Origin of the sequence: Shinella sp. WSD5-1, assembly GCF_963942435.1 — a bacterium.
In the GTDB taxonomy this organism is placed as follows: Bacteria; Pseudomonadota; Alphaproteobacteria; order Rhizobiales; family Rhizobiaceae; genus Shinella; species Shinella yambaruensis.
This window is the reverse complement of the sequence record NZ_OZ012596.1, coordinates 722,004-742,701: the sequence shown is the minus strand read 5'-3', so window position 1 is coordinate 742,701 and position 20,698 is coordinate 722,004. Positions and strand designations below refer to the sequence as shown.

Annotated in this window: 20 protein-coding genes; 9 read left to right on the top strand and 11 right to left on the bottom strand. The window is 66.2% G+C overall.

The annotated features are described in order from the left end of the window. Positions 1-124: 124 nt before the first annotated feature. Positions 125-850, top strand: coding sequence for a sulfate transporter family protein (locus AABQ55_RS03455; protein WP_272807267.1), 726 nt, complete (start codon positions 125-127; stop codon positions 848-850). Here AABQ55_RS03455 and AABQ55_RS03450 read toward each other — a convergent pair. Beyond that, on the bottom strand, positions 833-1,258 hold the full coding sequence (locus tag AABQ55_RS03450; protein ID WP_272807266.1) for a VOC family protein: 426 nt from the start codon (positions 1,256-1,258) through the stop codon (positions 833-835). The genes AABQ55_RS03455 and AABQ55_RS03450 overlap by 18 nt on opposite strands. Positions 1,259-1,396: 138 nt before the next feature. Here AABQ55_RS03450 and AABQ55_RS03445 point away from each other — a divergent pair, with 138 nt between their 5' ends. After that, positions 1,397-1,972, top strand: a complete 576-nt coding sequence (locus AABQ55_RS03445) for a TetR/AcrR family transcriptional regulator (RefSeq protein ID WP_272807265.1) — start codon at positions 1,397-1,399, stop codon at positions 1,970-1,972. Here AABQ55_RS03445 and nth read toward each other — a convergent pair. Next, positions 1,962-2,717: an endonuclease III gene (gene nth, locus AABQ55_RS03440; protein ID WP_244770355.1), complete on the bottom strand. Its 756-nt coding sequence runs from the start codon at positions 2,715-2,717 to the stop codon at positions 1,962-1,964. The genes AABQ55_RS03445 and nth overlap by 11 nt on opposite strands. A 75-nt stretch (positions 2,718-2,792) precedes the next feature. On the opposite strand from nth, the gene AABQ55_RS03435 reads away from it, so the two are divergent. Both AABQ55_RS03435 and AABQ55_RS03430 read left to right on the top strand, forming a co-directional pair. Next, positions 2,793-3,293 (top strand): DUF2244 domain-containing protein, encoded by a 501-nt coding sequence (locus AABQ55_RS03435; protein ID WP_272807264.1) that lies wholly within the window; start codon positions 2,793-2,795, stop codon positions 3,291-3,293. A 124-nt stretch (positions 3,294-3,417) separates the two neighbouring features. After that, entirely contained in the window at positions 3,418-4,290 is an 873-nt protein-coding gene (locus tag AABQ55_RS03430) for a bifunctional helix-turn-helix domain-containing protein/methylated-DNA--[protein]-cysteine S-methyltransferase (protein WP_272807263.1), read from the top strand. A gap of 232 nt (positions 4,291-4,522) precedes the next feature. On the opposite strand, the gene AABQ55_RS03425 is transcribed toward AABQ55_RS03430, so the two are convergent. The 6 genes from AABQ55_RS03425 to mepA all read right to left on the bottom strand — a co-directional run bounded on the left by AABQ55_RS03425 (position 4,523) and on the right by mepA (position 10,820). After that, complete coding sequence (locus tag AABQ55_RS03425) at positions 4,523-5,158, bottom strand: 2,3-bisphosphoglycerate-dependent phosphoglycerate mutase (RefSeq protein ID WP_133035461.1); 636 nt, start codon at positions 5,156-5,158, stop codon at positions 4,523-4,525. Positions 5,159-5,236: 78 nt separating this feature from the next. Then, the gene (gene dapB / locus AABQ55_RS03420) at positions 5,237-6,055 is read right to left on the bottom strand and encodes a 4-hydroxy-tetrahydrodipicolinate reductase (RefSeq protein WP_272807262.1); all 819 of its coding nucleotides are present in this window, start codon (positions 6,053-6,055) and stop codon (positions 5,237-5,239) included. Between the two features lie 79 nt (positions 6,056-6,134). After that, complete coding sequence (locus AABQ55_RS03415) at positions 6,135-7,931, bottom strand: ABC transporter ATP-binding protein (RefSeq protein WP_272807261.1); 1,797 nt, start codon at positions 7,929-7,931, stop codon at positions 6,135-6,137. A gap of 120 nt (positions 7,932-8,051) precedes the next feature. Continuing rightward, a complete protein-coding gene (locus AABQ55_RS03410; protein WP_272807260.1) occupies positions 8,052-9,077 on the bottom strand; it encodes a glucokinase in 1,026 nt (341 codons plus the stop codon). A 50-nt stretch (positions 9,078-9,127) separates the two neighbouring features. Then, positions 9,128-9,508 carry a methylglyoxal synthase gene (locus AABQ55_RS03405; protein WP_244770361.1) on the bottom strand — a complete coding sequence of 127 codons (381 nt, stop codon included), beginning with the start codon at positions 9,506-9,508 and terminating at the stop codon, positions 9,128-9,130. 256 nt (positions 9,509-9,764) lie between these two features. After that, entirely contained in the window at positions 9,765-10,820 is a 1,056-nt protein-coding gene (gene mepA, locus AABQ55_RS03400; RefSeq protein WP_288084558.1) for a penicillin-insensitive murein endopeptidase, read from the bottom strand. Positions 10,821-11,017: 197 nt separating this feature from the next. On the opposite strand from mepA, the gene AABQ55_RS03395 reads away from it, so the two are divergent. From AABQ55_RS03395 to AABQ55_RS03375, 5 genes are all read left to right on the top strand, one after another. Beyond that, positions 11,018-12,868 (top strand): extracellular solute-binding protein, encoded by a 1,851-nt coding sequence (locus AABQ55_RS03395; RefSeq protein ID WP_272807258.1) that lies wholly within the window; start codon positions 11,018-11,020, stop codon positions 12,866-12,868. Between the two features lie 152 nt (positions 12,869-13,020). Next, positions 13,021-14,100, top strand: coding sequence for a microcin C ABC transporter permease YejB (locus AABQ55_RS03390; RefSeq protein WP_133035466.1), 1,080 nt, complete (start codon positions 13,021-13,023; stop codon positions 14,098-14,100). Further along, entirely contained in the window at positions 14,100-15,239 is a 1,140-nt protein-coding gene (locus AABQ55_RS03385) for an ABC transporter permease (RefSeq protein ID WP_272807257.1), read from the top strand. Before AABQ55_RS03390 ends, AABQ55_RS03385 begins: the two co-directional genes overlap by 1 nt. Continuing rightward, entirely contained in the window at positions 15,236-16,870 is a 1,635-nt protein-coding gene (locus tag AABQ55_RS03380) for an ABC transporter ATP-binding protein (RefSeq protein ID WP_272807256.1), read from the top strand. The genes AABQ55_RS03385 and AABQ55_RS03380 overlap by 4 nt, the downstream gene beginning before the upstream one ends. A 70-nt stretch (positions 16,871-16,940) precedes the next feature. Next, a complete protein-coding gene (locus tag AABQ55_RS03375) occupies positions 16,941-17,900 on the top strand; it encodes a 2-hydroxyacid dehydrogenase (protein WP_272807255.1) in 960 nt (319 codons plus the stop codon). A 37-nt stretch (positions 17,901-17,937) separates the two neighbouring features. On the opposite strand, the gene AABQ55_RS03370 is transcribed toward AABQ55_RS03375, so the two are convergent. The 3 genes from AABQ55_RS03370 to AABQ55_RS03360 all read right to left on the bottom strand — a co-directional run bounded on the left by AABQ55_RS03370 (position 17,938) and on the right by AABQ55_RS03360 (position 20,650). Then, positions 17,938-18,804 carry a C40 family peptidase gene (locus AABQ55_RS03370; RefSeq protein WP_272807254.1) on the bottom strand — a complete coding sequence of 289 codons (867 nt, stop codon included), beginning with the start codon at positions 18,802-18,804 and terminating at the stop codon, positions 17,938-17,940. A 35-nt stretch (positions 18,805-18,839) separates the two neighbouring features. Further along, positions 18,840-19,190 carry a MarR family transcriptional regulator gene (locus tag AABQ55_RS03365; RefSeq protein WP_244770368.1) on the bottom strand — a complete coding sequence of 117 codons (351 nt, stop codon included), beginning with the start codon at positions 19,188-19,190 and terminating at the stop codon, positions 18,840-18,842. 68 nt (positions 19,191-19,258) lie between these two features. After that, positions 19,259-20,650 carry a leucyl aminopeptidase family protein gene (locus tag AABQ55_RS03360; RefSeq protein WP_272807253.1) on the bottom strand — a complete coding sequence of 464 codons (1,392 nt, stop codon included), beginning with the start codon at positions 20,648-20,650 and terminating at the stop codon, positions 19,259-19,261. Positions 20,651-20,698: the final 48 nt, after the last annotated feature.

The window sequence follows — 20,698 nt, the reverse complement described above, 5'->3', positions numbered from 1 at the left end:
CTTCGTGCGGATGCGCAGAAGTTTAGGAGCGGTCGTTTAACGCCGGCTTAATGAACAGTCCCGACCTCCTGCCTTGCCGGCCGCTTTTCCACACCCTACATGCGCAAGCGAACAGGAGTTTTCGATGATCCTCAACGCCGCCCGCCTTTCGCTCGCCAATCTCTTCGCCCCCGAGACGCGGGGCGTGTTCTGGAAGGTCATCGGCCTCACCCTTCTCGCGCTCATCGTCCTGTGGTTCGGCCTTCGGGAAACCTTCATCGCCTTCGCCTGGCCCTTTCTGCAGGGCATGATGATGCCCGACCTGCCGGAATGGGCAGGCTGGCTCACCTTCGTCTTCGGCATCCTCGCCAGCATCGGCCTCGCGCTCGGGCTCGCCCTCCTGCTCGCGCCGGTGACGGCGATCATCGCCGGCTTCTTCCTCGACGACGTCGCCGAGGTCATCGAGAAACGCGACTATCCCGCGCAGGCGCCCGGACGGGCACTGCCGATGGGCCAGGCGATCGCCGGCTCGGTCAAGTTCCTCGGCATCGTCATCCTCGGCAACCTTCTCGCGCTCTTCCTGCTGTTCATCCCCGGCATCAACCTCGTCGCCTTCTTCCTGGTCAACGGCTACCTGCTCGGCCGGGAGTTCTTCGAGTTCGCGGCGATGCGCCACCGCCCGCCGGCGGAGGCGCGCCTGTTTAGGGCCAAGCACGCCGCGACGGTGCTGATGGCCGGCCTGCTCATTGCCGCCTTCCTGGCGATCCCGATCGTCAACCTGCTGACGCCGCTCTTTGCCGCCGGCCTCATGGTGCATCTCCACAAGGCGCTGAGCGGCAAGGACCCCGGCTTTTCACTGCGGCAGAACTGACGCGTCGTACATGGCCGCATAGTCGGCGTTCGGCGGGATCGGCTTGATCACGTCGATCATCACGCCGTTCGGATCGGCGGTGATGAAGTGGCGCTGGCCGAAGTCCTCGTCGCGGATGTCGCGCAGGATCGGCAGGCCGGCGGCGCGCACCGCCTCATAGACCGCATCGACGTCCTCCACCTCGAAGTTCAGCAGCAGGCCGGAAACCTTGCCGCGGCCGACGGCCGGGATCGTCTCGTGGCTGCCGTCGAGCACGGCGAGCGTCACCTTCTCGTCCTCGCTGGACTGGAGATGGATGTACCAGTCGCTGGTGAAGAGGGCCTCGAAGCGGAAATGCTTCTCGTAGAAGGCGGCGGTGCCCGCCACGTCGTCGGTCATGATCACCGGATAATAGCTGGTCGTCTTCATCGGGTTGCTCCTTTTCCGTTTTCCACATGTCGGACGGCAAACCACGTACGGTTTCGCTGGATTTGCCGGCGCTTTAAACATACAATCTGTATGTTTCTATCAATTAACATACATTCTGTTTGTATGTAAAGGGGAAAAATGGCACGCAGCAACAAGGAGCGCACGGAAGCGACCCGCCTCGCGCTGATCGAGGCGGCCCGGCGGCTTTTCGTGGACAGGGGATATGCGGACACGGCAACGCCCGACATCGTGGCGGAGGCCGGGGTGACGCGCGGCGCGCTCTATCACCATTTCGAGGACAAGAAGGCGCTGTTCCGCGCCACGCTGGAGCGCGAAGCGGAGGCCGTCGCCGCCCATATCGACACGGTCTCGCTGCCCGCCGGCTCGCCACGCGAGGCGCTGCTGCTCGGCGCCGCCGCCTATTTCGATGCCATGGCGGTGCCCGGCCGCACGCGCCTGCTGCTGCTCGAGGCGCCCGCCGTGCTCGGTTTCGAAAGCGCCGGCGCGATCGACCGGGACAATGCCGAGGGCACGCTGAAGGCAGGGCTTTCCGACCTCATCGGCAAGGGCGTGGACGCAGCAAGGCTGCAGGCCCTGACGGACCTCATCTCCGCCGCCTTCGACCGCGCGGCGATCGCCATCGAGACGGGCGCGGACCGCAAGGCCTATGAGGACGCGGTCGCCAGCCTGCTGGACGGGCTCGTCAGGGCGTAGGGCCGAAAAGCTGCGGCGGCAGCTCCACGAGCGGCGCCGGCACGTCGCAGGTCTTTTCCGGCGACTTGCACAGATCGGCGATGATACAGTGCTCGCATTCCGGCCGGCGCGCCTTGCAACAGTACCGCCCGTGCAGGATCAGCCAGTGATGCGCGTGGTAGAGATATTCGTCCGGGATGATGCGGATCAGCCGGTCCTCCACCTCGTCCGGCGTCTTGCCGGGCGCGAGGCGGAGGCGATTGGCGATGCGGAAGATATGCGTATCGACCGCCAGTGTCGCCTCGCCGAAGGCCATGGACAGCACCACATTCGCCGTCTTGCGCCCGACGCCGGGCAGCATGATCAGCTCCTCGCGGGTGCGCGGCACCTCGCCGCCGAAGCGGTCGACGAGCATCCGGCTGAGCGCGATGACGTTCTTGGCCTTGTTGCGGTAAAGACCGATCGTCTTGATATAGTCGCGGACCTTTTCCTCGCCGAGCGCCAGCATCTTTTCCGGCGTGTCGGCGACTTTGAAGAGCGCGCGGGTCGCCTTGTTGACGCCGGCATCCGTCGCCTGGGCGGACAGCGCCACGGCGACGACGAGCGTGAAGGGATTGACGTGCTCCAGCTCGCCCTTCGGCTCCGGCCGCTGGATGGAGAAGCGCCGGAAGATCTCCTTCAGCTCGTCCTGCGAATAGAGGCTCTTCGGCCGTGCCGGCGCCTTGCGCCGGGGCGCCGCTTTCTTCTTGATCGTTCCGTTTTCCATGGTGCTTCCGCAGGACGCATGTCATCGCGCAAAACCGCTACACAGTTTTGCGCGACTTGCTTATAGTCATGCCCCATGACGCAAGGCAACGCCGACATCACGATGAACGACCTGCCGGTCTTTTCCGCCGAACTGCACCCCTACCGGTCGCTCGGGCGGAGCGGCCACCGCATCTTCTTCCTCATCGCGGGCGTGCTCAGCTTCGCCCACATGGCCGTTTTCATGATCTCCGGCGCCTGGCCGGTCGTCCTGTTCTTCGGTCTCGATTTCCTCGTGCTCTTCGGCGCCTTCTGGCTGAACAACCGGGCGGCGAAGGCCCGCGAGGTGGTCTTACTCTCGCGCACCAACATCTCGATCCGCAAGATCAGCCCGTCGGGCCGCGAGACCGAACATATCTTCAACCCGTTCTGGGCGCGCTTCCTCGTCTCGCGCAAGGCGAAGATCGGCATCACCGCCATGCATGTGCGCGGCAACGGCCGCCAGACGGATGTCGGCACCTTCCTGCCGCTCGACGACCGCGAGCGCTTCGCCTCGGCCTTTTCCGGCGCGCTGGCGCGGGTCAAGCGCGGCTACTGAGCCGTCGTTCTCACCCGGTTCCGGACGCGGGCCGCCGCAAGTCCTCGCTCGATTGGCCCGGCAGCAGGAATCGGGTGGCGGGGACGCCGGAGGCATGCTTTTCTGGCGGCACAGGAGAAGAACGATGAACATTGCCGCAACCCTGAAGACCGACATCACGCCCGAGGGCGACGACTACGCGACCGTCCGCCGGGTCATCGAGCTGATCACCGAGGACTATCGCGAACAGCCGGGCCTCGACGAAATCGCCGGCCGGCTCGACCAGTCGCCGACGCAGCTGCAGAAGACCTTCACCCGCTGGGCCGGCCTTTCGCCGAAGGCCTTCCTGCAGGCGGTGACGCTCGACCATGCCAAGCGGCTGCTGCGCCAGGAGGAACTGCCGCTGCTCGAGACGAGCTTCGAGGTCGGCCTTTCCGGCCCGGGCCGGCTGCACGACCTCTTCGTCACGCACGAGGCGATGTCGCCCGGCGAATGGAAGGCGCGCGGCGCAGGCCTGACGATCCGCTACGGCCTACACCCCTCGCCCTTCGGCGGGGCGCTCGTCATGATCACCGACCGCGGCCTTGCCGGCCTTGCCTTCACCGACGAGGCCGACGGCATGGACGCTTTCGAGGACATGTCATCGCGCTGGCCGAACGCGCATTATGTGGAAGACCGAGAGGCGACCGCCGCCTATGCGGAACGCATCTTCGACCCGAAGCGCTGGGATCCCAAGGCGCCGCTGCGCGTCGTGCTGATCGGCTCGGATTTCCAGGTCCGCGTCTGGGAGGCGCTCTTGCGCATTCCGATGGGCTGCGCGGTCACCTATTCGTCGATCGCCGAAAAGCTCGGCCAGCCGACCGCCTCGCGCGCCGTCGGCGCCGCCGTCGGCCGCAACCCCATCTCCTTCGTCGTGCCCTGCCACCGGGCGCTCGGCAAGAGCGGGGCGCTGACGGGCTACCACTGGGGCCTGACGCGCAAGCGCGCGATGCTGGGCTGGGAATCGGGCAAGGCCTGAAAACGGAAAGGCCGGCGGAAACGCCGGCCTTGTCCTTGAATGCACGTCCACTTCCTCCGTCATCCTCGGGCTTGACCCGAGGATCCAGGCGGCGCCTGCGGCGTGGATGGTCGGGTCAAGCCCGACCATGACGAAGGAGAGGGCAGCGGGCTGGAGATGCCGGCAAGAGCGGTGGCGATGGGACGCCAGCGGAGCAGATTGCCGCCGCGCGCCCCTGCTTGCGCACCGTTGCTCAGTGCGCGCCCGACATGTCCCCGAGCACGTCCTTCGACTTCACCGTCGAATCCGCGTTCAGCACGTAGACCATCGGCACGCCGGTGGCGAGGTTGAGCTTCAGGATCTCTTCCTTGGAAAGCTTGTCGAGCACCATCACCAGCGAACGCAGCGAATTGCCGTGGGCGGCGACGAGCACCTTCTCGCCGCGCAGCACGCGGGGCAGGATCTCCGTGAGATAGTAGGGCCAGACGCGGGCGCCGGTGTCGCGCAGGCTCTCGCCGCCCGGCGGCGGCACGTCGTAGGAGCGACGCCAGATATGCACCTGCTCCTCGCCCCACTTGGCACGGGCATCGTCCTTGTTGAGGCCCGAGAGGTCGCCGTAGTCGCGCTCGTTCAGCGCCTGGTCGCGGATCGTTTCCAGGCCGGGCTGGCCGATCTCGTCGAGGATGAGCGACAGCGTCTTCTGCGCGCGGGAAAGATCGGAGGTAAACGCGACATCGAACTTGATTCCGGTCTCGGCGATCGCCTTGCCGCCGGTCTTGGCCTCCTCGACGCCGAGCGCCGTCAGGTCCGGATCGCGCCAGCCGGTGAAGAGGTTTTTCAGGTTCCATTCGCTCTGGCCGTGCCGAACGAGGACGAGGGTTCCGCTCATAGATTGTCTCCTGATGGTTGGCATCGTTCCGACACGTGGATACCGGTTTTTGGAACGATGCGAAAACGAAAGAAAGGATCAGTTGAGCCCGAGCACGTCGAGCATGGAATAAAGGCCGGGCTTCCTGTCGCGCGCCCACAGCGCCGCCTGCACGGCACCGCGGGCGAAGATCGAGCGGTCCGTCGCGCTGTGCGACAGGGTCACGATCTCGCCCTCGCCGGCCAGCATCACCGAATGGTCGCCGATGACGGAGCCGCCGCGCAGCGTGGCAAAGCCGATCGAGCCCGCGGGGCGCGGCCCGGTATGGCCGTCGCGCACGCGCACCGAATGGTCGGCAAGCGAAATGCCGCGACCCTTCGCGGCCGCATTGCCGAGCAGCAGCGCGGTACCCGAGGGCGCATCGACCTTGTGCTTGTGGTGCATTTCCAGCACCTCGATGTCCCAGTTGCCGGGGCCGAGCGCGCGGGCGGCGGTCTCGGTGAGGACGCCGAGCAGGTTGACGCCAAGGCTCATATTGCCGGACTTGACGATGCGGGCGTGGCGGGCGGCGGCCTTGATCTTCTCGTCATCGGCCGGCGAGCAGCCGGTGGTGCCGATGACATGCACGATGCGCGCCTGCGCGGCGAGGCCGGCAAATTCGATCGTTGCGGCGGGCGCCGTGAAATCCAGGACGCCCTCCGCCGCGACGAAGGCTTCGAGCGGCTTGTCGGTGACGGGAACGCCGATCGGCCCGAGGCCGGCAAGCTCTCCCGCATCGCGGCCGATGAAGGGCGAGCCTTCGCGCTCGACCGCCGCGAAGACCGCCGCGCCCTCGATCGCGTGGATCGTGCGGATCAGCGTCTGGCCCATTCGGCCCGCCGCCCCCACGACGACCAGCTTCATTGCGTTGCCGCTCATGTCCCGTTCCATCCCTTCTGCGGAGCGCCGGCGCGCTCCCGTTCCTGTCTTTCCGCAAGGCTGCCCGTTTTGGAGCGGCCTATTTGCCCGCGCTGCCGGCGGCGGGTGCCTGGAGGCTGTTGAGGCGAGCGTAGAGGCCGTTCTCCCGGCTCGCAAGCGCCTCGTGCGTGCCCTCTTCGGCGACCGTTCCGCCCTGCATGACGATGATCTTGTCGGCCCGCACGATGGTGGAGAGCCGGTGCGCGATGACGACCACGGTGCGCCCGCTCATCGCCTCGTCGAGCGCCTTCTGCACCGCCTGCTCGGATTCCGTGTCGAGCGCCGAGGTCGCCTCGTCGAGCAGGAGGATCGGCGCACCCCGCACCAGCGCACGGGCGATCGACAGCCGCTGGCGCTGGCCGCCGGAAAGCGTTACGCCGTTCTCGCCGACGGGCGTGTCGTAGCCGAGCGGCTGGGCGAGGATGAAATCATGCGCATAGGCATGGCGTGCCGCCTCCTCGATCTCCGCGTCCGTCGCATCGGGGCGGCCGTAGCGGATATTGTCGCGGATCGTGCCCTCGAAGAGATAGGGCTGCTGGGAGACATAGGCGATGGCGTTGCGCAGCGACTGTTTCGTCACATGGGCGATGTCCTGCCCGTCGATGAGGATCTCGCCCTCTTCCGGATCGTAGAAGCGCGGGATGAGGTTGATGACCGTCGACTTGCCGGCGCCGGACGGTCCGACGAGCGCCGTCGTGCGGCCGCCCTCGGCGGTGAAGCTCACGCCCTTGAGGATCGCCTCGTTTTCCGAATAGCCGAAGCGCACGCCCCGGAAGGTGATCGTGGCATCGGAAACGACGAGCGGCCTTGCATCCGGCCGGTCGGCCTGGCGCGGCTTCAGGTCGAGGACCTCGTAGATCATGCGGGCATTGACGACCGCGCGTTCCAGCGAGACCTGCAGGCGGGCAAGGCGCTTTGCCGGGTCGTAGGCCATCAGCAGCGCCGCGACGAAGGAGAAGAAGGCGCCCGGCAGCACGCCGCCATAGATCGAGCGGTAGGCGGCATAGGCGAGCACGCCGGCGATGGCCGCGCCGGCGAAGGTCTCGGTCATGGGCGCGGTGCGCTCGGTCAACCGCGCGATGCGGTTGGAGCGGCTTTCGGCCCGGTCGATGATGCCCTCGACCTTGGCCTTCAGCTGCGCCTCCATGGTGAAGGCCTTGACGATGGCGATGCCCTGGATCGTCTCCTGCATGGCGCCGAGCACATGGCTGTTGAGCTCGACGGATTCGCGCGTGGCGCTGCGCAGGCGCCTGGAGACGTAGCGCAGGCCGATCAGGAGCGGCGGGGCGACGACGAAGACGATCAGCGTCAGCAGCCAGTCCTTGGAGATCATCACGCCGATGAGGGCGACGAGCGTCAGGAAGTCACGCGCGACCGACGTCACCGTCATGTTCAGGACATCGCGGATGCCGGTGACGTTCTGGCTGATCTGCGCGGCGAGATAGGCCGAGCGCGATTCGTTGAAATAGCCGACGCTGAGCGCCATCAGGTGCGAATAGAGCCGGCGCTGGTAGCGCGCGACGATGTTGTTGCCGATCTTCGACAGGATGACGGCCTGGTAATAGGTGGCAAAGCCGCGCAGCACGAAGGCGATGAAGATCGAGCCGCAGATGAGGGCGACGAGGTCGGCACGCTTGTTGGCGAAGGCCTCGTTGACCACCGATTCCATGATCCAGGCGGTAAAACCCGTCGTGCCGGCGACGACGGCGAGGCAGAGGATGGCCAGAACATAGCCACGGACGTGCTCGCGGCCGTTTTCGGCGATGATGCGCTTGAGCACGGTGGCGACGGTGTCGGAGCTGACGTGTGGGCGCTCGGTTCGACTCTTATCGGCCAATAAACTGACTTTCCTGCACGGTCCTGCGGCACCGGGAGGATGTGCCGCGCTGGACCCGCTCTATAGGGGCTCGGCCCCTCTTTGGCGAGTCCGCGGCGCGGCGAAGCGCCTGCGGAGGCTTCACCTTTTCCAGTGGCGTCCCTCGGTTGCAACACCAAAGCGGTCCGGCATGCGCGCGAAGGCGGCAAGACCGGCAAGGGCTGCGACCGGATGGGTGACCACATAGGTCGGGATCGTCTTCAAAAGCGCGCTGTGCGGCGCCTTGTCCTCGAAGGCGGCGCGGAATTCCGGCCCGCGCAGGGCGGGGAGGATCTTCTGCGAGATGCCGCCGGCCAGGAACACGCCGCCCTTGGCCATGAAGATCATCGCCATGTCCCCGGCGACGCGGCCGAGATAGGTGGAAAACAGCGAGACGGTCTCGATCGCCGCGCGATCCTCCTGGGCCAAGGCCTTGGAGGTGACGTCCGCCGGGGTCTCGAGCGGGGCATCGACACCGTCGGCGGCCGAAACGGCATGGTAGATGTTCATGATGCCGCGGCCGCACAGCAGTTGCTCGGCGGAAATGCGGCCTTCGATCGGCTCGAGGAAGGGCCATATCTGATGGTCGCGCTCGCTGCGCGGGCCGACATCCACATGCCCGCCCTCCCCCGGAACCGGGATCCAGCTGTGGCGCGCATAGACGAGGCCGGCGACGCCGAGCCCCGTGCCGGGGCCGAGCACCGTGCGCGAGGCGGCGTGCCGCTCGGTGCCGGGGCCGATCTTCTCGCGGTCCCCCTCGCCGAGCGAGGCGATGGCGAGCGCCTGCGCCTCGAAATCGTTGACGAGCAGCACGTCGTCGAAGCCGAGATTGGCGATCATGTCGCGCGGGCGCACGACCCAGGGGCAGTTGGTCAGCGGCACCTCGTCGCCCTCGATGGGGCCGGCGAGCGCGAGAATGGCCGAACGCGGCTGCACCGAGGTCGTGTCGAGGATGCATTGCTGGAGCGCGTCATCGATATTCTTGAAATCGGCCGTCTGGACGATCGGGAACTGCTTCGGCTCGGCGAAGGCATCGACCAGCAGCGCAAAGCGCGCATTGGTGCCGCCGATATCGCCGATCAGGATGGGAAAGGGGAAGTTCGTTTCGCTGTCGTTCGGCCGTACCATCAGGCTGTCCCGTTCATTTCGCGTGGAGGTGGTTTCCGGTGAACGTGCCGTCAAACGGCGGCAAAGTCGAGCAGATGTTCGGCGGTCGCGCGGTTCAGCGCCATCGGAATGTCGTAGACGATGGCGAGCCGCATCAGCGCCTTGACGTCGACGTCGTGCGGCATGGGGGTCAGCGGGTCGACGAAGAAGATGAGGAGATCGACCTCGCCCGTCGCGATCAGCGCGCCGATCTGCTGGTCGCCGCCGAGCGGGCCGCTCTTGAGGCGGGTGACGTCGAGGCCCGGGCAGGCCTCCAGCACCCGGCCGCCCGTCGTGCCGGTCGCGACGATCTTCGCCTGCGCCAGCACCTTCTCGTTCTTAAGCGCGAAGGCGGCCATGTCGTCCTTCTTCTCGTCATGCGCGATGAGCGCGATGCATTTCTGGCGCGACATGGGCGTTCCCCGCGATTTTAAATCGATTTGATCGCCTTATACAAAAGCAGCGGGGTCTTGAAAAGCCCCGGCCCTGCACGCCCCTCATCCGCCTGCCGGCACCTTCTCCCCGCAGGCGGGGCGAAGAGATATGCGGAAAGGCATTCCTTCCCATCCAATGCTGATTACTTAGGAAAAGGGTGCCTCCTTCCCTTCGCCCCGCTTGCGGGAAGACGGTGGCGGCAGCCGGATGAGGGGCGTGCAGGGCTATGCAGCGCTACTGGAACGGCCGCGGGATCGGGATCGGCACGATGGCCGGCAGCAGAGTGTCGGCGGCGATCACCGATTCGATGGAGGCCGCCGGGCTCTGGCCGCCGCCGGAGAAGGCGAGCGCGGTGGAGGAAACACCGCCATTGCCCTGATAGGTCACTTCCTGCTCGGAGGCGGGCGAAGCACTGGCAAGCACCGTGCTGCAGGCGTTCGGCAGGTCGGAGAGCTTGACGTAGCGCGGCTTGACGGGCTTGGCGTCCTTCTTCGGCGTGGGCTTTGCCCACGGCTCCTTGGTGAACCACCAGGCGAGCGACTGGTCGCAGCCGTCGCCGGCCGGCACGCGGGCCTGCGGCTTGCAGCCGGCCGCGCCTTCCGGGCACTTGATGCGGATATGGAAATGCTCGTCATGGCCGTAGATCGGCCGCACCTTGCCGAGCAGCGCGCGGTCGCCCTGCCAGGTCTCGCACAGCTTCTTCTTGATGGCCGGGTTGACGAAGACGCGCTCGACCTGCGGGTAGCTCGCCGCCTTCATGACCAGCCGGGCATGCGTAGACGTCCAGCGGCGCGAATCGACCGTCAGGAACTTGCTCTTGTCGAGCATGGAGGTGAAGGGCAGCTTTTCGCGCTCCTCGGCCGAAAGCCGGCGGTCGGGCATGGGCGTGAACCAGATGTCGGCGTCGAGCCCGACCTGGTGCGAGGCATGGCCCGACAGCATCGGCCCGCCGCGCGGCTGGGAAATATCGCCGAGTAGCAGTCCCGGCCAGCCGAGCTTCTGCGCATCCTGCGAGAACCGCTCGATGAGCGCGATCATGTCGGGATGCCCCCAGCGCCGGTTGCGCGACAGGCGCATGGCCTGCCAGGACGGGCCGTCCGTCGGGATCGCCACCGCGCCGGCAATGCAGCCCTTGGCATAGGAACCATAGGGGCTCGCCGCCATCCTGGCCGGCAGGCGCTTGGCGCCGAACAGTTCCTTGGCCGGCCGCTCCTCGGCGGCAAGCGGCCCGACAAGCGCGGCCAGCGCAAGTCCGGCGGCAAGAAGGCAGGTGGTCAATCGGGAAAGCATGGAATGCACGGGCGTCGTCCGGTCTCAAAATCGCAATCGCTGACGAAAGGTTAAGGGATCATCCTTTCGCGGAAGTGAATCGTCGCCCGGAATAGGCACGCCAAAAACCGCCCCTTTCATGGCAGGCCTGTCATTTGCCCGGATTTTGCCTATTCTCTGGTTCACGCTTCGGCAAACGAAACGAAAGGGATTTCGGCATGCAGGCAGCCTCCGGGAAAATCGTGTTCACCATCGCCCTCGCCCTGTCGCTGGCGGCCGCGAGCGGTGCAAGGGCCCAGGAGGCGAAGGAGCCCGTCTGGCGCACCGGCATCTCGACCATCGGCGAATTGAAGCGCCCGGGCGGCTTTGATCGCTTCGACTATGTCAATCCGGACGCGCCGAAGGGCGGCGAATTGAAACTGTCCGAGACCGGCACATTCGACACCTTCAATCCCATTCTCTCGAAGGGCGAGGCCGCGACCGGCGTCACGTCCCTCGTCTTCGACACGCTGCTGAAATCCGCCGACGACGAGATCACCGCCTCCTACGGCCTGCTCGCCGAAGCCGTCTCCTATCCCGACGACATCGCCTACGCCACCTTCCGCCTGCGCCCGGAGGCGAAGTGGGCCGACGGCCAGCCGGTGACGCCCGAGGACGTGATCTTCTCCTTCGACAAGTCGAAGGAGCACAATCCGCTTCTTGCCAACTACTACCGCCACGTGATTTCCGCGGAGAAGACCGGCGAGCGCGACGTCACCTTCCGCTTCGACGAGAAGAACAACCAGGAGCTCCCCAACATTCTCGGCCAGTTCCCGATCGTGCCCAAGCACTGGTGGGAAGGAACGGACGCCAAGGGCAACAAGCGCGACATCGGCCGCACGACGCTGGAGCCGGTCATGGGCTCCGGGCCTTACAGGATCGCCTCCTTCCAGGCGGGCGGCTCGATCCGCTTCGAGCGGCGCGACGACTATTGGGCCAAGGACCTCAACGTGAATGTCGGCCAGAACAATTTCGGCGTGATCAGCTACACGTTCTTCGGCGACCGGAACGTGGAGTTCGAGGCCTTCCGCGCCGGCAATGTCGACTTCTACCGCGACAACAGCTCCAGCCACTGGATGACGGCCTATGATTTTCCGGCCGTGAAGCACGGCCGCATCGTGCGCGAGGAGATCGAAAACCCGCTGCGCGCCGTCGGCATCATGCAGGCCTTCGTGCCGAACCTGCGCCGCGAACGGTTCAAGGACCAGCGGGTGCGCGAGGCACTGAACTACGCCTACGACTTCGAAAGCCTCAACAAGAACCTCGCCTATGGCAGGCTCAACCGCATCGACAGCTATTTCTGGGGCACCGAGCTGGCCTCCTCCGGCCTGCCGGAAGGGCGCGAAAAGGAAATCCTCGAGGAGCTGAAGGACAAGGTCCCGCCCGCCGTCTTCACCACGCCCTACACCAATCCCGTCGCCGGCGACCCGCAGAAGACACGCGAGAACCTGCGCAAGGCCATGATGCTCTTCAAGGAGGCGGGCTACGAGCTCAAGAACCGGAAGATGACGAACGTCAAGACGGGCGAGCCCTTCGGCATCGAAATCCTGCTCTCCAATCCTTCGCAGGAACGCACCGTCCTGCCCTATGTCAAGAGCCTCAACGACATCGGCATCGACGCCCGCATCCGCACGGTGGACGCCTCGCAATATACCAACCGCGTGCGCGCCTTCGACTATGACATGATCTACGGCATCTGGGCGCAGACGCTGGTGCCGGGCAACGAGCAGAGCGATTACTGGGGTTCGGCCTCCGTCGACCAGCAGGGCTCGAAGAACTATGCCGGCATCGCCGATCCCGCGATCGACGAACTGATCCGCCGCATCGTCTTTGCGCCGAACCGTGCCGAGCTCGTGGCGACGACCCATGCGCTCGACCGCGTCCTGCTCGCCCATCACTATCTGGTGCCGATGTTCTATTCCAAATCCCAGCAGGTCGCCTATTGGAACCACCTCGCCCGCCCGGCGGAGCTGCCCTATTACAGCCTCGGGTTCCCCGATGTCTGGTGGTCGAAGAATGCCGCGAAATGAGCCGGGGCTTGCGCCGTGCGGCGTCCTCGGCTCCATATAGCGATGACGAATCACCGTCGCGCGAAGCGGCGGCAGAAGGAAGGTTTGGGCTTGACCGACGGGACTGCGCCAAGACGAGAAGACCGGCAACCGGCTGCAGCGGGTAATCGCTGATGGGCGCCTATATCCTGCGACGCATCCTGCTGATGATCCCGACGATCTTCGGCATCATGGCGATTTCCTTCGCGATCGTGCAGTTCGCCCCCGGCGGCCCGGTCGAGCAGGTGATTTCCGACCTCACCAGCCAGAGTTCCGGCGACCGCCTCTCCGGCGGTGGCGGCGACGTTTTGCAGGATGTCGGGCAGGACAGCGCCTATCGCGGCGCGCGCGGCCTCGATCCGGAATTCATCGCCAAGCTGGAAAAGCAGTTCGGCTTCGACAAGCCGCCGCTCGAACGCTTCTTCACCATGATGTGGGATTATCTGCGCTTCGATTTCGGCGAGAGCTTCTTCCGCAACACCTCCGTGGTCGACCTGATCGCCCAGAAGATGCCGGTCTCCATCTCGCTCGGCGTGTGGATCCTCGTCTTCTCCTACGCCATCTCCATCCCGCTCGGCATCCGCAAGGCGGTGAAGGACGGCTCGGCCTTCGACGTGTGGACCTCGGGCATCATCATCATCGGCTACGCCGTGCCGAGCTTCCTCTTCGGCATCCTCCTCATCGTGCTCTTCGCCGGCGGCTCCTTCCTCGACTGGTTCCCGCTGCGCGGCATCGTCTCGGACAATTTCGACAGCCTCGCCTGGTGGCAGAAGCCGCTCGACTACATGTGGCACATGACGCTGCCGTTGATCACGCTGCTCTTGTCCGCCTTCGCCACGACCACGCTCCTGACGAAGAACTCCTTCATCGACGAGATCAAGAAGCAGTATGTCACCACCGCCCGCGCCAAGGGCCTCACCGAGCGGCAGGTGCTCTACGGCCACGTCTTCCGCAATGCCATGCTGATCATCATCGCCGGCTTCCCCGGCGCCTTCATATCGGCCTTCTTCACCGGCTCGCTGCTCATCGAATATATCTTCTCGCTCGATGGCCTCGGCCGCCTCGGCTATGATTCCATCGTGCGGCGCGACTATCCGATCGTCTTCGCGACGCTGTTCATCTTCTCGCTGATGGGCCTCGTCGTCAGCCTCATCTCCGACCTCATCTACACCTGGGTCGACCCGCGCATCGATTTCGAGCGGAGGGACGTGTGATGAGCGCCGTCACGGAGACAACGCCGATCGCCCCGCCGAGAAAGGGCCTGCTCAACCCCACGAACCTGCGCCGCTGGGAGAATTTCAAGGCGAACCGTCGCGGCTACTGGTCGCTGTGGATCTTCCTCGTCATCTTCATCCTCAGCCTGTTCGCCGAGTTCATCGCCAACGACCGGCCGATCCTCGCTTCCTACAAGGGCGAGATCCTCGTTCCCGTCCTTGTCGACTATCCGGAGGAGAAATTCGGCGGCTTCCTGGCCGAGACGGACTATCGCTCGGACTTCATCACGGAAGAGATCGAGGCCAATGGCTGGATGATCTGGCCGCCGATCCGCTATTCCTACAACACGACGAATTCCAACATCCCGCATTCCGCGCCGACGAAACCCTTCTGGCTGATGGCCGGGGACGAGCGCTGCGCCGGCTATCCGGGCGGCGCGGCGGACCCGAACTGCACGCTCGCCAACCTCAACTGGCTCGGCACCGACGACCAGGCGCGCGACGTGCTCGCCCGCGTCATCTACGGCTTCCGCATCTCCGTGCTGTTCGGTCTCGTGCTCACCATCGCCTCGGCGATCGTCGGCGTGACGGCCGGCGCCGTGCAGGGCTATTTCGGCGGCTGGACGGACCTCCTGATGCAGCGCTTCATCGAGATCTGGTCCTCGATGCCGGTGCTCTACATCCTGCTGATCATCGCCGCCATCCTGCCGCCCGGCTTCTGGATCCTGCTCGGCATCATGCTGCTCTTCTCCTGGGTCGGCTTCGTCGGCGTGGTGCGCGCCGAATTCTTGCGCGCGCGGAATTTCGAATATGTGCGGGCGGCACGCGCGCTCGGCGTCGGCAATGCCACGATCATGTACCGGCACCTCCTGCCGAACGCCATGGTGGCGACGCTGACCTTCCTGCCCTTCATCCTGTCGGGCTCGATCACCACGCTCACCTCGCTCGACTTCCTCGGCTTCGGTATGCCGCCGGGCTCGCCCTCGCTCGGGGAGCTGGTCGCGCAGGGCAAGAACAATCTCCAGGCGCCGTGGCTCGGCCTCACCGCCTTCGTCGTCATGTCCGTCATGCTGTCGCTGCTGATCTTCGTCGGCGAAGCGACGCGCGACGCCTTCGATCCGAGGAAGACCTTCCGGTGAGCGATCCCCAAACCATCCTGTCCGTCCGCGACCTCTCCGTCGCCTTCCACCAGGGCGGCAACACCACGCTCGCCGTCGACCGCGTCTCCTTCGACATCCGGCGCGGCGAGGTCGTGGCGCTTGTCGGCGAATCCGGCTCCGGCAAGTCCGTGACGGCGAATTCGATCCTCAAGCTGCTGCCCTACCCGGCCGCGAGCCACCCCTCCGGCGAGGTCCATTTCAACGGCAAGGACCTCTTGAAGGCCTCCGATACGACGCTGCGGAACGTGCGCGGCAACGACATCACGATGATCTTCCAGGAGCCGATGACCTCGCTCAATCCGCTGCACTCCATCGAGCGGCAGATCGGCGAGATCCTGAAGCTGCACCAGGACATCGAAGGCCCGGCCGCGCGCGCCAAAATTCTCGAACTGCTCAACCAGGTCGGCATCCGCGAGCCGGAAAAGCGCCTCGCCGCCTATCCGCACGAGCTGTCCGGCGGCCAGCGCCAGCGCGTGATGATCGCCATGGCGCTCGCCAACCGCCCGGAGCTATTGATCGCCGACGAGCCGACCACCGCGCTCGACGTCACCGTGCAGGCGCAGATCCTGGAGCTCCTGAAGTCGCTGAAGGAAGAGCACGGCATGTCCATGCTCTTCATCACCCACGACCTCGGCATCGTCCGCAAGTTCGCCGACCGGGTCTGCGTGATGACCAAGGGCAGGATCGTCGAGACCGGCCCGGTGGAGGAGATCTTCTCCAGCCCGCAGCACGCCTATACCCGCCACCTGCTCGCCGCCGAGCCCAAGGGCGAGCCGCGCCCGGGCGACGACAGCCAGCCCGTCGTCATCGAGGCGGAGGACGTCAAGGTCTGGTTCCCGATCAAGGCCGGGTTTCTCCGCCGCGTCGTCGATCACGTGAAGGCCGTCGACGGCATCGACCTGAAACTGCGCGCCGGCCACACGCTCGGCGTGGTGGGCGAATCCGGCTCCGGCAAGACGACGCTCGGCCTCGCGCTGACGCGGCTCATCGCCTCGAAGGGCCGCATCGCCTTCGTCGGGCAGGATATTGCCGGCCATTCCTTCAGCGAGATGCGGCCCTTGCGCCGGCGCATGCAGATCGTCTTCCAGGATCCCTTCGGCTCGCTCTCGCCGCGCATGTCGGTCGCCGATATCGTCGCGGAGGGCCTGAAGGTCCATGAGCCGTCGCTCTCCGAGGCAGAGCGCGACCGCCGCGTCGCCGCCGCGCTGGAGGAGACCGGCCTCGATCCCACGACACGCTGGCGCTATCCGCACGAATTCTCCGGCGGCCAGCGCCAGCGCATCGCGATCGCCCGCGCCATGGTGCTGAAACCCGAATTCGTCATGCTCGACGAGCCGACCTCGGCGCTCGACATGAGCGTGCAGGCGCAGGTGGTGGAGCTCCTGCGCGACCTGCAGGCCAAGCACAATCTTGCCTATCTCTTCATCAGCCATGACCTCAAGGTCGTGCGCGCGCTCGCCAACGACATCATCGTCATGCGCGGCGGTCAGGTGGTGGAGAAGGGGCCGGCCAGGGACATCATCGAACGGCCGCACGAGGCCTATACCAGGGCGCTGATGGCCGCCGCCTTCAATCTCGAAGCGGTCCGCAGCGAGAGCATCCGCCAGTAAGGCATTTTTTATACATTATCCGACGCCGAAGCGATTTCGCTTCGGCTGAAATGCTTCAGCAGGAACCAGCATGCAGACGAAAAGCCCTGTCATCATCGATCTGAAATTCGACCAGGAGCAGGTCGCCGCCGCGCTGAAGGGCGCCTTTGCGGACCGCGAGGTGATCAATCTCTCGCATCCGGCAAACCGCAACCGTGACCTCTCGGGCATCGACTATGCCGTTGTCTGGAAGCCGGGCGCCGATCTCTTCTCGCGGGCGAAGGACCTGAAGGTGGTGTTTTCCGGCGGCGCGGGCGTCGACCATGTGCTGACGCTGCCGGGCCTGCCCGACGTGCCGCTCGTGCGCTTCGTCGACGAGACGCTGACGACGCGCATGAGCGAGTGGGTGGTCATGCAATGCCTGCTGCACCTGCGCCAGCACCAGGCCTACGAGACGCAGCGGGCAGCGCGCGTCTGGCGCGAGCTCGCCCAGCCCGAAGCGAAGGACCTAACCGTCGGCATCATGGGTTTCGGCGTGCTCGGACAGGATTCGGCCAGGAAGCTGAAGACGCTCGGCTTCGACGTCATCGGCTGGTCGAAGAGCGGCCGCAAGGTGGAGGACTTCGAGACCTTCGACGAGGCCGGCCTCGACGCCTTCCTCGGCAGGACCGACATCCTCGTCGGCCTCCTGCCGCTGACGCCGGAGACGAAGGGCATCTACAATACCGGCCTCTTCACCCGCCTCAGCCGCAAGGGCCCGTTCGGCGCGCCGGTCTTCATCAATGCCGGCCGCGGCGGCAGCCAGGTGGAGGCCGATATCGTCGCCTCCCTCAACGACGGCACGCTGCACGGCGCCTCGCTCGACGTCTTCGAGCAGGAGCCGCTGCCGCTCGAAAGCCCGTTCTGGTCGATGGACAAGGTGTTCATGACGCCGCATGCCTCGGCGGCATCCGATGTCGCCGCGCTTTTCCGCCACGTCGCCGTGCAGATCGAACGGCTCGAAAGCGGCAAGCCGCTGGAGCATCTGGTCGACCGCAGCGCAGGATATTGAGACCCCGCTTGCGCCGGCCGGCGCAGCCCGGCGCGCGTCAGGGCCGGCGATAGCCGGTCGGCTGCGCGTAAAGCCAGCCGATGCGCTCGATGGCCGCATCCAGCCCCTCGCGCGCCACGCTCATCGTATGGCCGTTGGCGTGGATGATGGTCGCCTCGTCTTCCATGATCGCCACATGGCCCTTCCAGAAGACGAGGTCGCCGCGGCGAAGCGCGCCGCGCTCGATCGGCGTGCCGAGGCCGGCGGCCTGCATGTCGCTGTCGCGCGGCGCGGTGCGGCCCGTCATCATCATCGAAAGCTGCACCAGGGCCGAGCAGTCGAGGCCGAAGCCCGAGCGGCCACCCCACAGATAGGGCGTCTCCAGGAACCGGGCGGCGATGGCGACATAGTCGTCCCCTGCCCTCTCCCCGATCGCAAGGCAGTGACCGGCAACGACCGACTGGCCGCCGGCAAGCGTCAGGTAGCGGGTGCCGCGCGTCTCGCTCTCGCCTATAACCGGTATCCGGCTACCGATCGACAGGGCGAAGGCGGCGGGCGTGCGCAGGTCCGGGCCGGAATAGGCGAAGGTGCGCGGCACGGCGACGACATGGGTCGCTGCAGGGGTCGCCGCAGGGCCGGCCGCATCGAGCGCCGCCTCCGGCAGGTAGCCGACATAGCCGTCAAAATCGGATTTCACCCAGGCCCAGCCCTCCGCCCGGTCGAGCACGCGCACGCCTTCGCCGAACAGGAGCTCGGTATCGATGCCGGCGGCGGCATCCGGCCGGGGGCGCAGCGCGGCAACGGGCTGCGCCACGACGGCCGGCGTGCCCGTGACATAGTGCGCGGCCGCAACGGTGCCGCGCAGGGCCTCCTCGGCGAGATCCGGTCGGAAGGCGTTGAGGCGGCGGTCTGGAAGGGCGTTCATGGATCTGGTCTCACGGGGCCGTTCAGGGGGTCGGTTCAGGGGTTTTGCGCACGGCCCCGGGCGATGATGAGATCGCCGAGGCGTTCGAGATAGAGCGCGCCGTCCACGGTGCGCTTGATGATGACGTTGCGGCGATCGCGGTCGTCGCGCATGCGGGTGACGAGGCCCTGCTCGCCCATCGTGTCGAGCGCGCGGGTGATCACCGGCTTGGTCACGCCCAGCTTCGCCGCCAGCCCCCGCACCGTGTGCGGCGGGGGCACGAGGTAGATCTCCAGCAGGATCGCCATCTGGCGCAAGGTCAGGTCGCGCCCATCCTCGTGGACCTGCTGCAGCGTCACCGCGTGCCAGAGGCCGAGCGCCTGCGATGGGGTCAGATCTAGCGGCACGGCGTCTCCGGGCAGGACGGCATTTTCGTTACGATACCGTATCGTTTACCGGAAGAAAAGCCGCCGCCTCAGGCCGTCGCCTTGCGCAGGTGATGGTAGAGCGCGCGGATGGCCTGCGCCTCACCGCCGACGGGCGAATGCGGCCGCTCGGCCTGCGCCCAGCCGTAGATATCGAAATGCGCCCAGCGCTTGTTGCGGGTGACGAAGCGCTTGAGGAACAGCGCCGCGGTGATCGAGCCCGCCATGCCGCCCGCGGGCGCGTTGGTGAGGTCGGCGATGCGGGCGGAGACGTCCTTGTCGTAGCCCATGTGGAGCGGCATGCGCCACATCGGGTCATCGACCGTCAGGCTCGCCTCGGTGAGGTCGTGGGCAAGGTCCTCGTCGTCGGTGAAGAAGGGCGGCAGGTCGGGGCCGAGCGCGACGCGCGCGGCGCCCGTCAGCGTCGCCATGTCGATGACGAGGTCGGCCTCCGCCTCGTCCGCATAGGCGAGCGCATCGGCAAGGATCAGGCGACCCTCGGCGTCGGTGTTGTCGATCTGCACGGTGAGGCCCTTGCGGCTCCTGTAGATGTCGCCGGGGCGGAAGGCGTTGGCGGAGATCGCGTTCTCCACCACCGGCAGGAGCACGCGCAGGTCCACCTTCAGCTTGGCATCCATGATCATCAGCGCGAGGCCCATGACATTGGCCGCCCCGCCCATGTCCTTCTTCATCAGGAGCATGGAGGAGGCCGGCTTGATGTCGAGGCCGCCGGTATCGAAGCAGACACCCTTGCCGACGAGCGTCACGCGCTTGTGGCCCTTCTTGCCCCAAGTGAGTTCGAGCAGGCGCGGCGCCTGCGCGGCGGCGCGGCCGACCGTGTGGATGAGCGGGAAATTCTCCTTGAGGAGATCATCGCCCATGATGACGGAGACCTTCGCCTTGTAATGTTCGCCGAGCGCGCGAAAGGCGTCCTCCAGCGCGTCCGGGCCCATGTCGTTGGTCGGCGTGTTGATGAGGTCGCGGGCAAGGAAGACGCCGGCGATCTGGCGCTTGATGTCGGTGGCGTCCGCATCGCTGGGGATGAGCAGGGTCGGGGCTTCGGCGGCGGAGGCCTTGTAGCGCTCGAAGCGGTAGCTGCCGAGGCCGTAGCCGAGCGCGAGGCGGTTGGCCGTCAGCGGCGCGGTCTCGATATGCCAGTCGCCGGCCGGCAGCGCGCGGGCGAGCCTGCCCGTCAGGAACGGCGCGTCGGACGGGTTCTTGCCGAGGCCGAAGAGCGCGCCGCCGAGATGGCCGTCCGCCGTCGGCACCATCAGCAGCGCCCCGGATTCCGCCTTGAAGCCGGCCTTCCTTGCCCAGTCGAGCGCGATCGGGTCGATCGTGCCGGTCTCGATATGGGCCGGCGTGATCGCGAAGATCGGCAGCGTCCTGCCGTTCTTCGTGTTGAAGGGAGAGGGCCGGTCGATGAACTGGAAGGGGGCCATGGCGGAACCTTTGGGCAGGGCTTGAGAATCAGGCGATTAACACTCTGT

Bases quoted from the DNA above. Each gene is read 5' to 3' on its own strand.
- dapB (WP_272807262.1), bottom strand. From the start codon at position 6,055: ATGAGCGGCAACGCAATGAAGCTGGTCGTCGTGGGGGCGGCGGGCCGA.
- AABQ55_RS03425 (WP_133035461.1), bottom strand. From the start codon at position 5,158: ATGAGCGGAACCCTCGTCCTCGTTCGGCACGGCCAGAGCGAATGGAAC.
- AABQ55_RS03410 (WP_272807260.1), bottom strand. From the start codon at position 9,077: ATGGTACGGCCGAACGACAGCGAAACGAACTTCCCCTTTCCCATCCTG.
- AABQ55_RS03445 (WP_272807265.1), top strand. From the start codon at position 1,397: ATGGCACGCAGCAACAAGGAGCGCACGGAAGCGACCCGCCTCGCGCTG.
- AABQ55_RS03360 (WP_272807253.1), bottom strand. From the start codon at position 20,650: ATGGCCCCCTTCCAGTTCATCGACCGGCCCTCTCCCTTCAACACGAAG.
- AABQ55_RS03405 (WP_244770361.1), bottom strand. From the start codon at position 9,508: ATGTCGCGCCAGAAATGCATCGCGCTCATCGCGCATGACGAGAAGAAG.
- AABQ55_RS03455 (WP_272807267.1), top strand. From the start codon at position 125: ATGATCCTCAACGCCGCCCGCCTTTCGCTCGCCAATCTCTTCGCCCCC.
- AABQ55_RS03430 (WP_272807263.1), top strand. From the start codon at position 3,418: ATGAACATTGCCGCAACCCTGAAGACCGACATCACGCCCGAGGGCGAC.
- AABQ55_RS03435 (WP_272807264.1), top strand. From the start codon at position 2,793: ATGACGCAAGGCAACGCCGACATCACGATGAACGACCTGCCGGTCTTT.
- AABQ55_RS03390 (WP_133035466.1), top strand. From the start codon at position 13,021: ATGGGCGCCTATATCCTGCGACGCATCCTGCTGATGATCCCGACGATC.
- AABQ55_RS03385 (WP_272807257.1), top strand. From the start codon at position 14,100: ATGAGCGCCGTCACGGAGACAACGCCGATCGCCCCGCCGAGAAAGGGC.
- AABQ55_RS03450 (WP_272807266.1), bottom strand. From the start codon at position 1,258: ATGAAGACGACCAGCTATTATCCGGTGATCATGACCGACGACGTGGCG.
- AABQ55_RS03370 (WP_272807254.1), bottom strand. From the start codon at position 18,804: ATGAACGCCCTTCCAGACCGCCGCCTCAACGCCTTCCGACCGGATCTC.
- nth (WP_244770355.1), bottom strand. From the start codon at position 2,717: ATGGAAAACGGAACGATCAAGAAGAAAGCGGCGCCCCGGCGCAAGGCG.
- AABQ55_RS03395 (WP_272807258.1), top strand. From the start codon at position 11,018: ATGCAGGCAGCCTCCGGGAAAATCGTGTTCACCATCGCCCTCGCCCTG.
- AABQ55_RS03375 (WP_272807255.1), top strand. From the start codon at position 16,941: ATGCAGACGAAAAGCCCTGTCATCATCGATCTGAAATTCGACCAGGAG.
- mepA (WP_288084558.1), bottom strand. From the start codon at position 10,820: ATGCTTTCCCGATTGACCACCTGCCTTCTTGCCGCCGGACTTGCGCTG.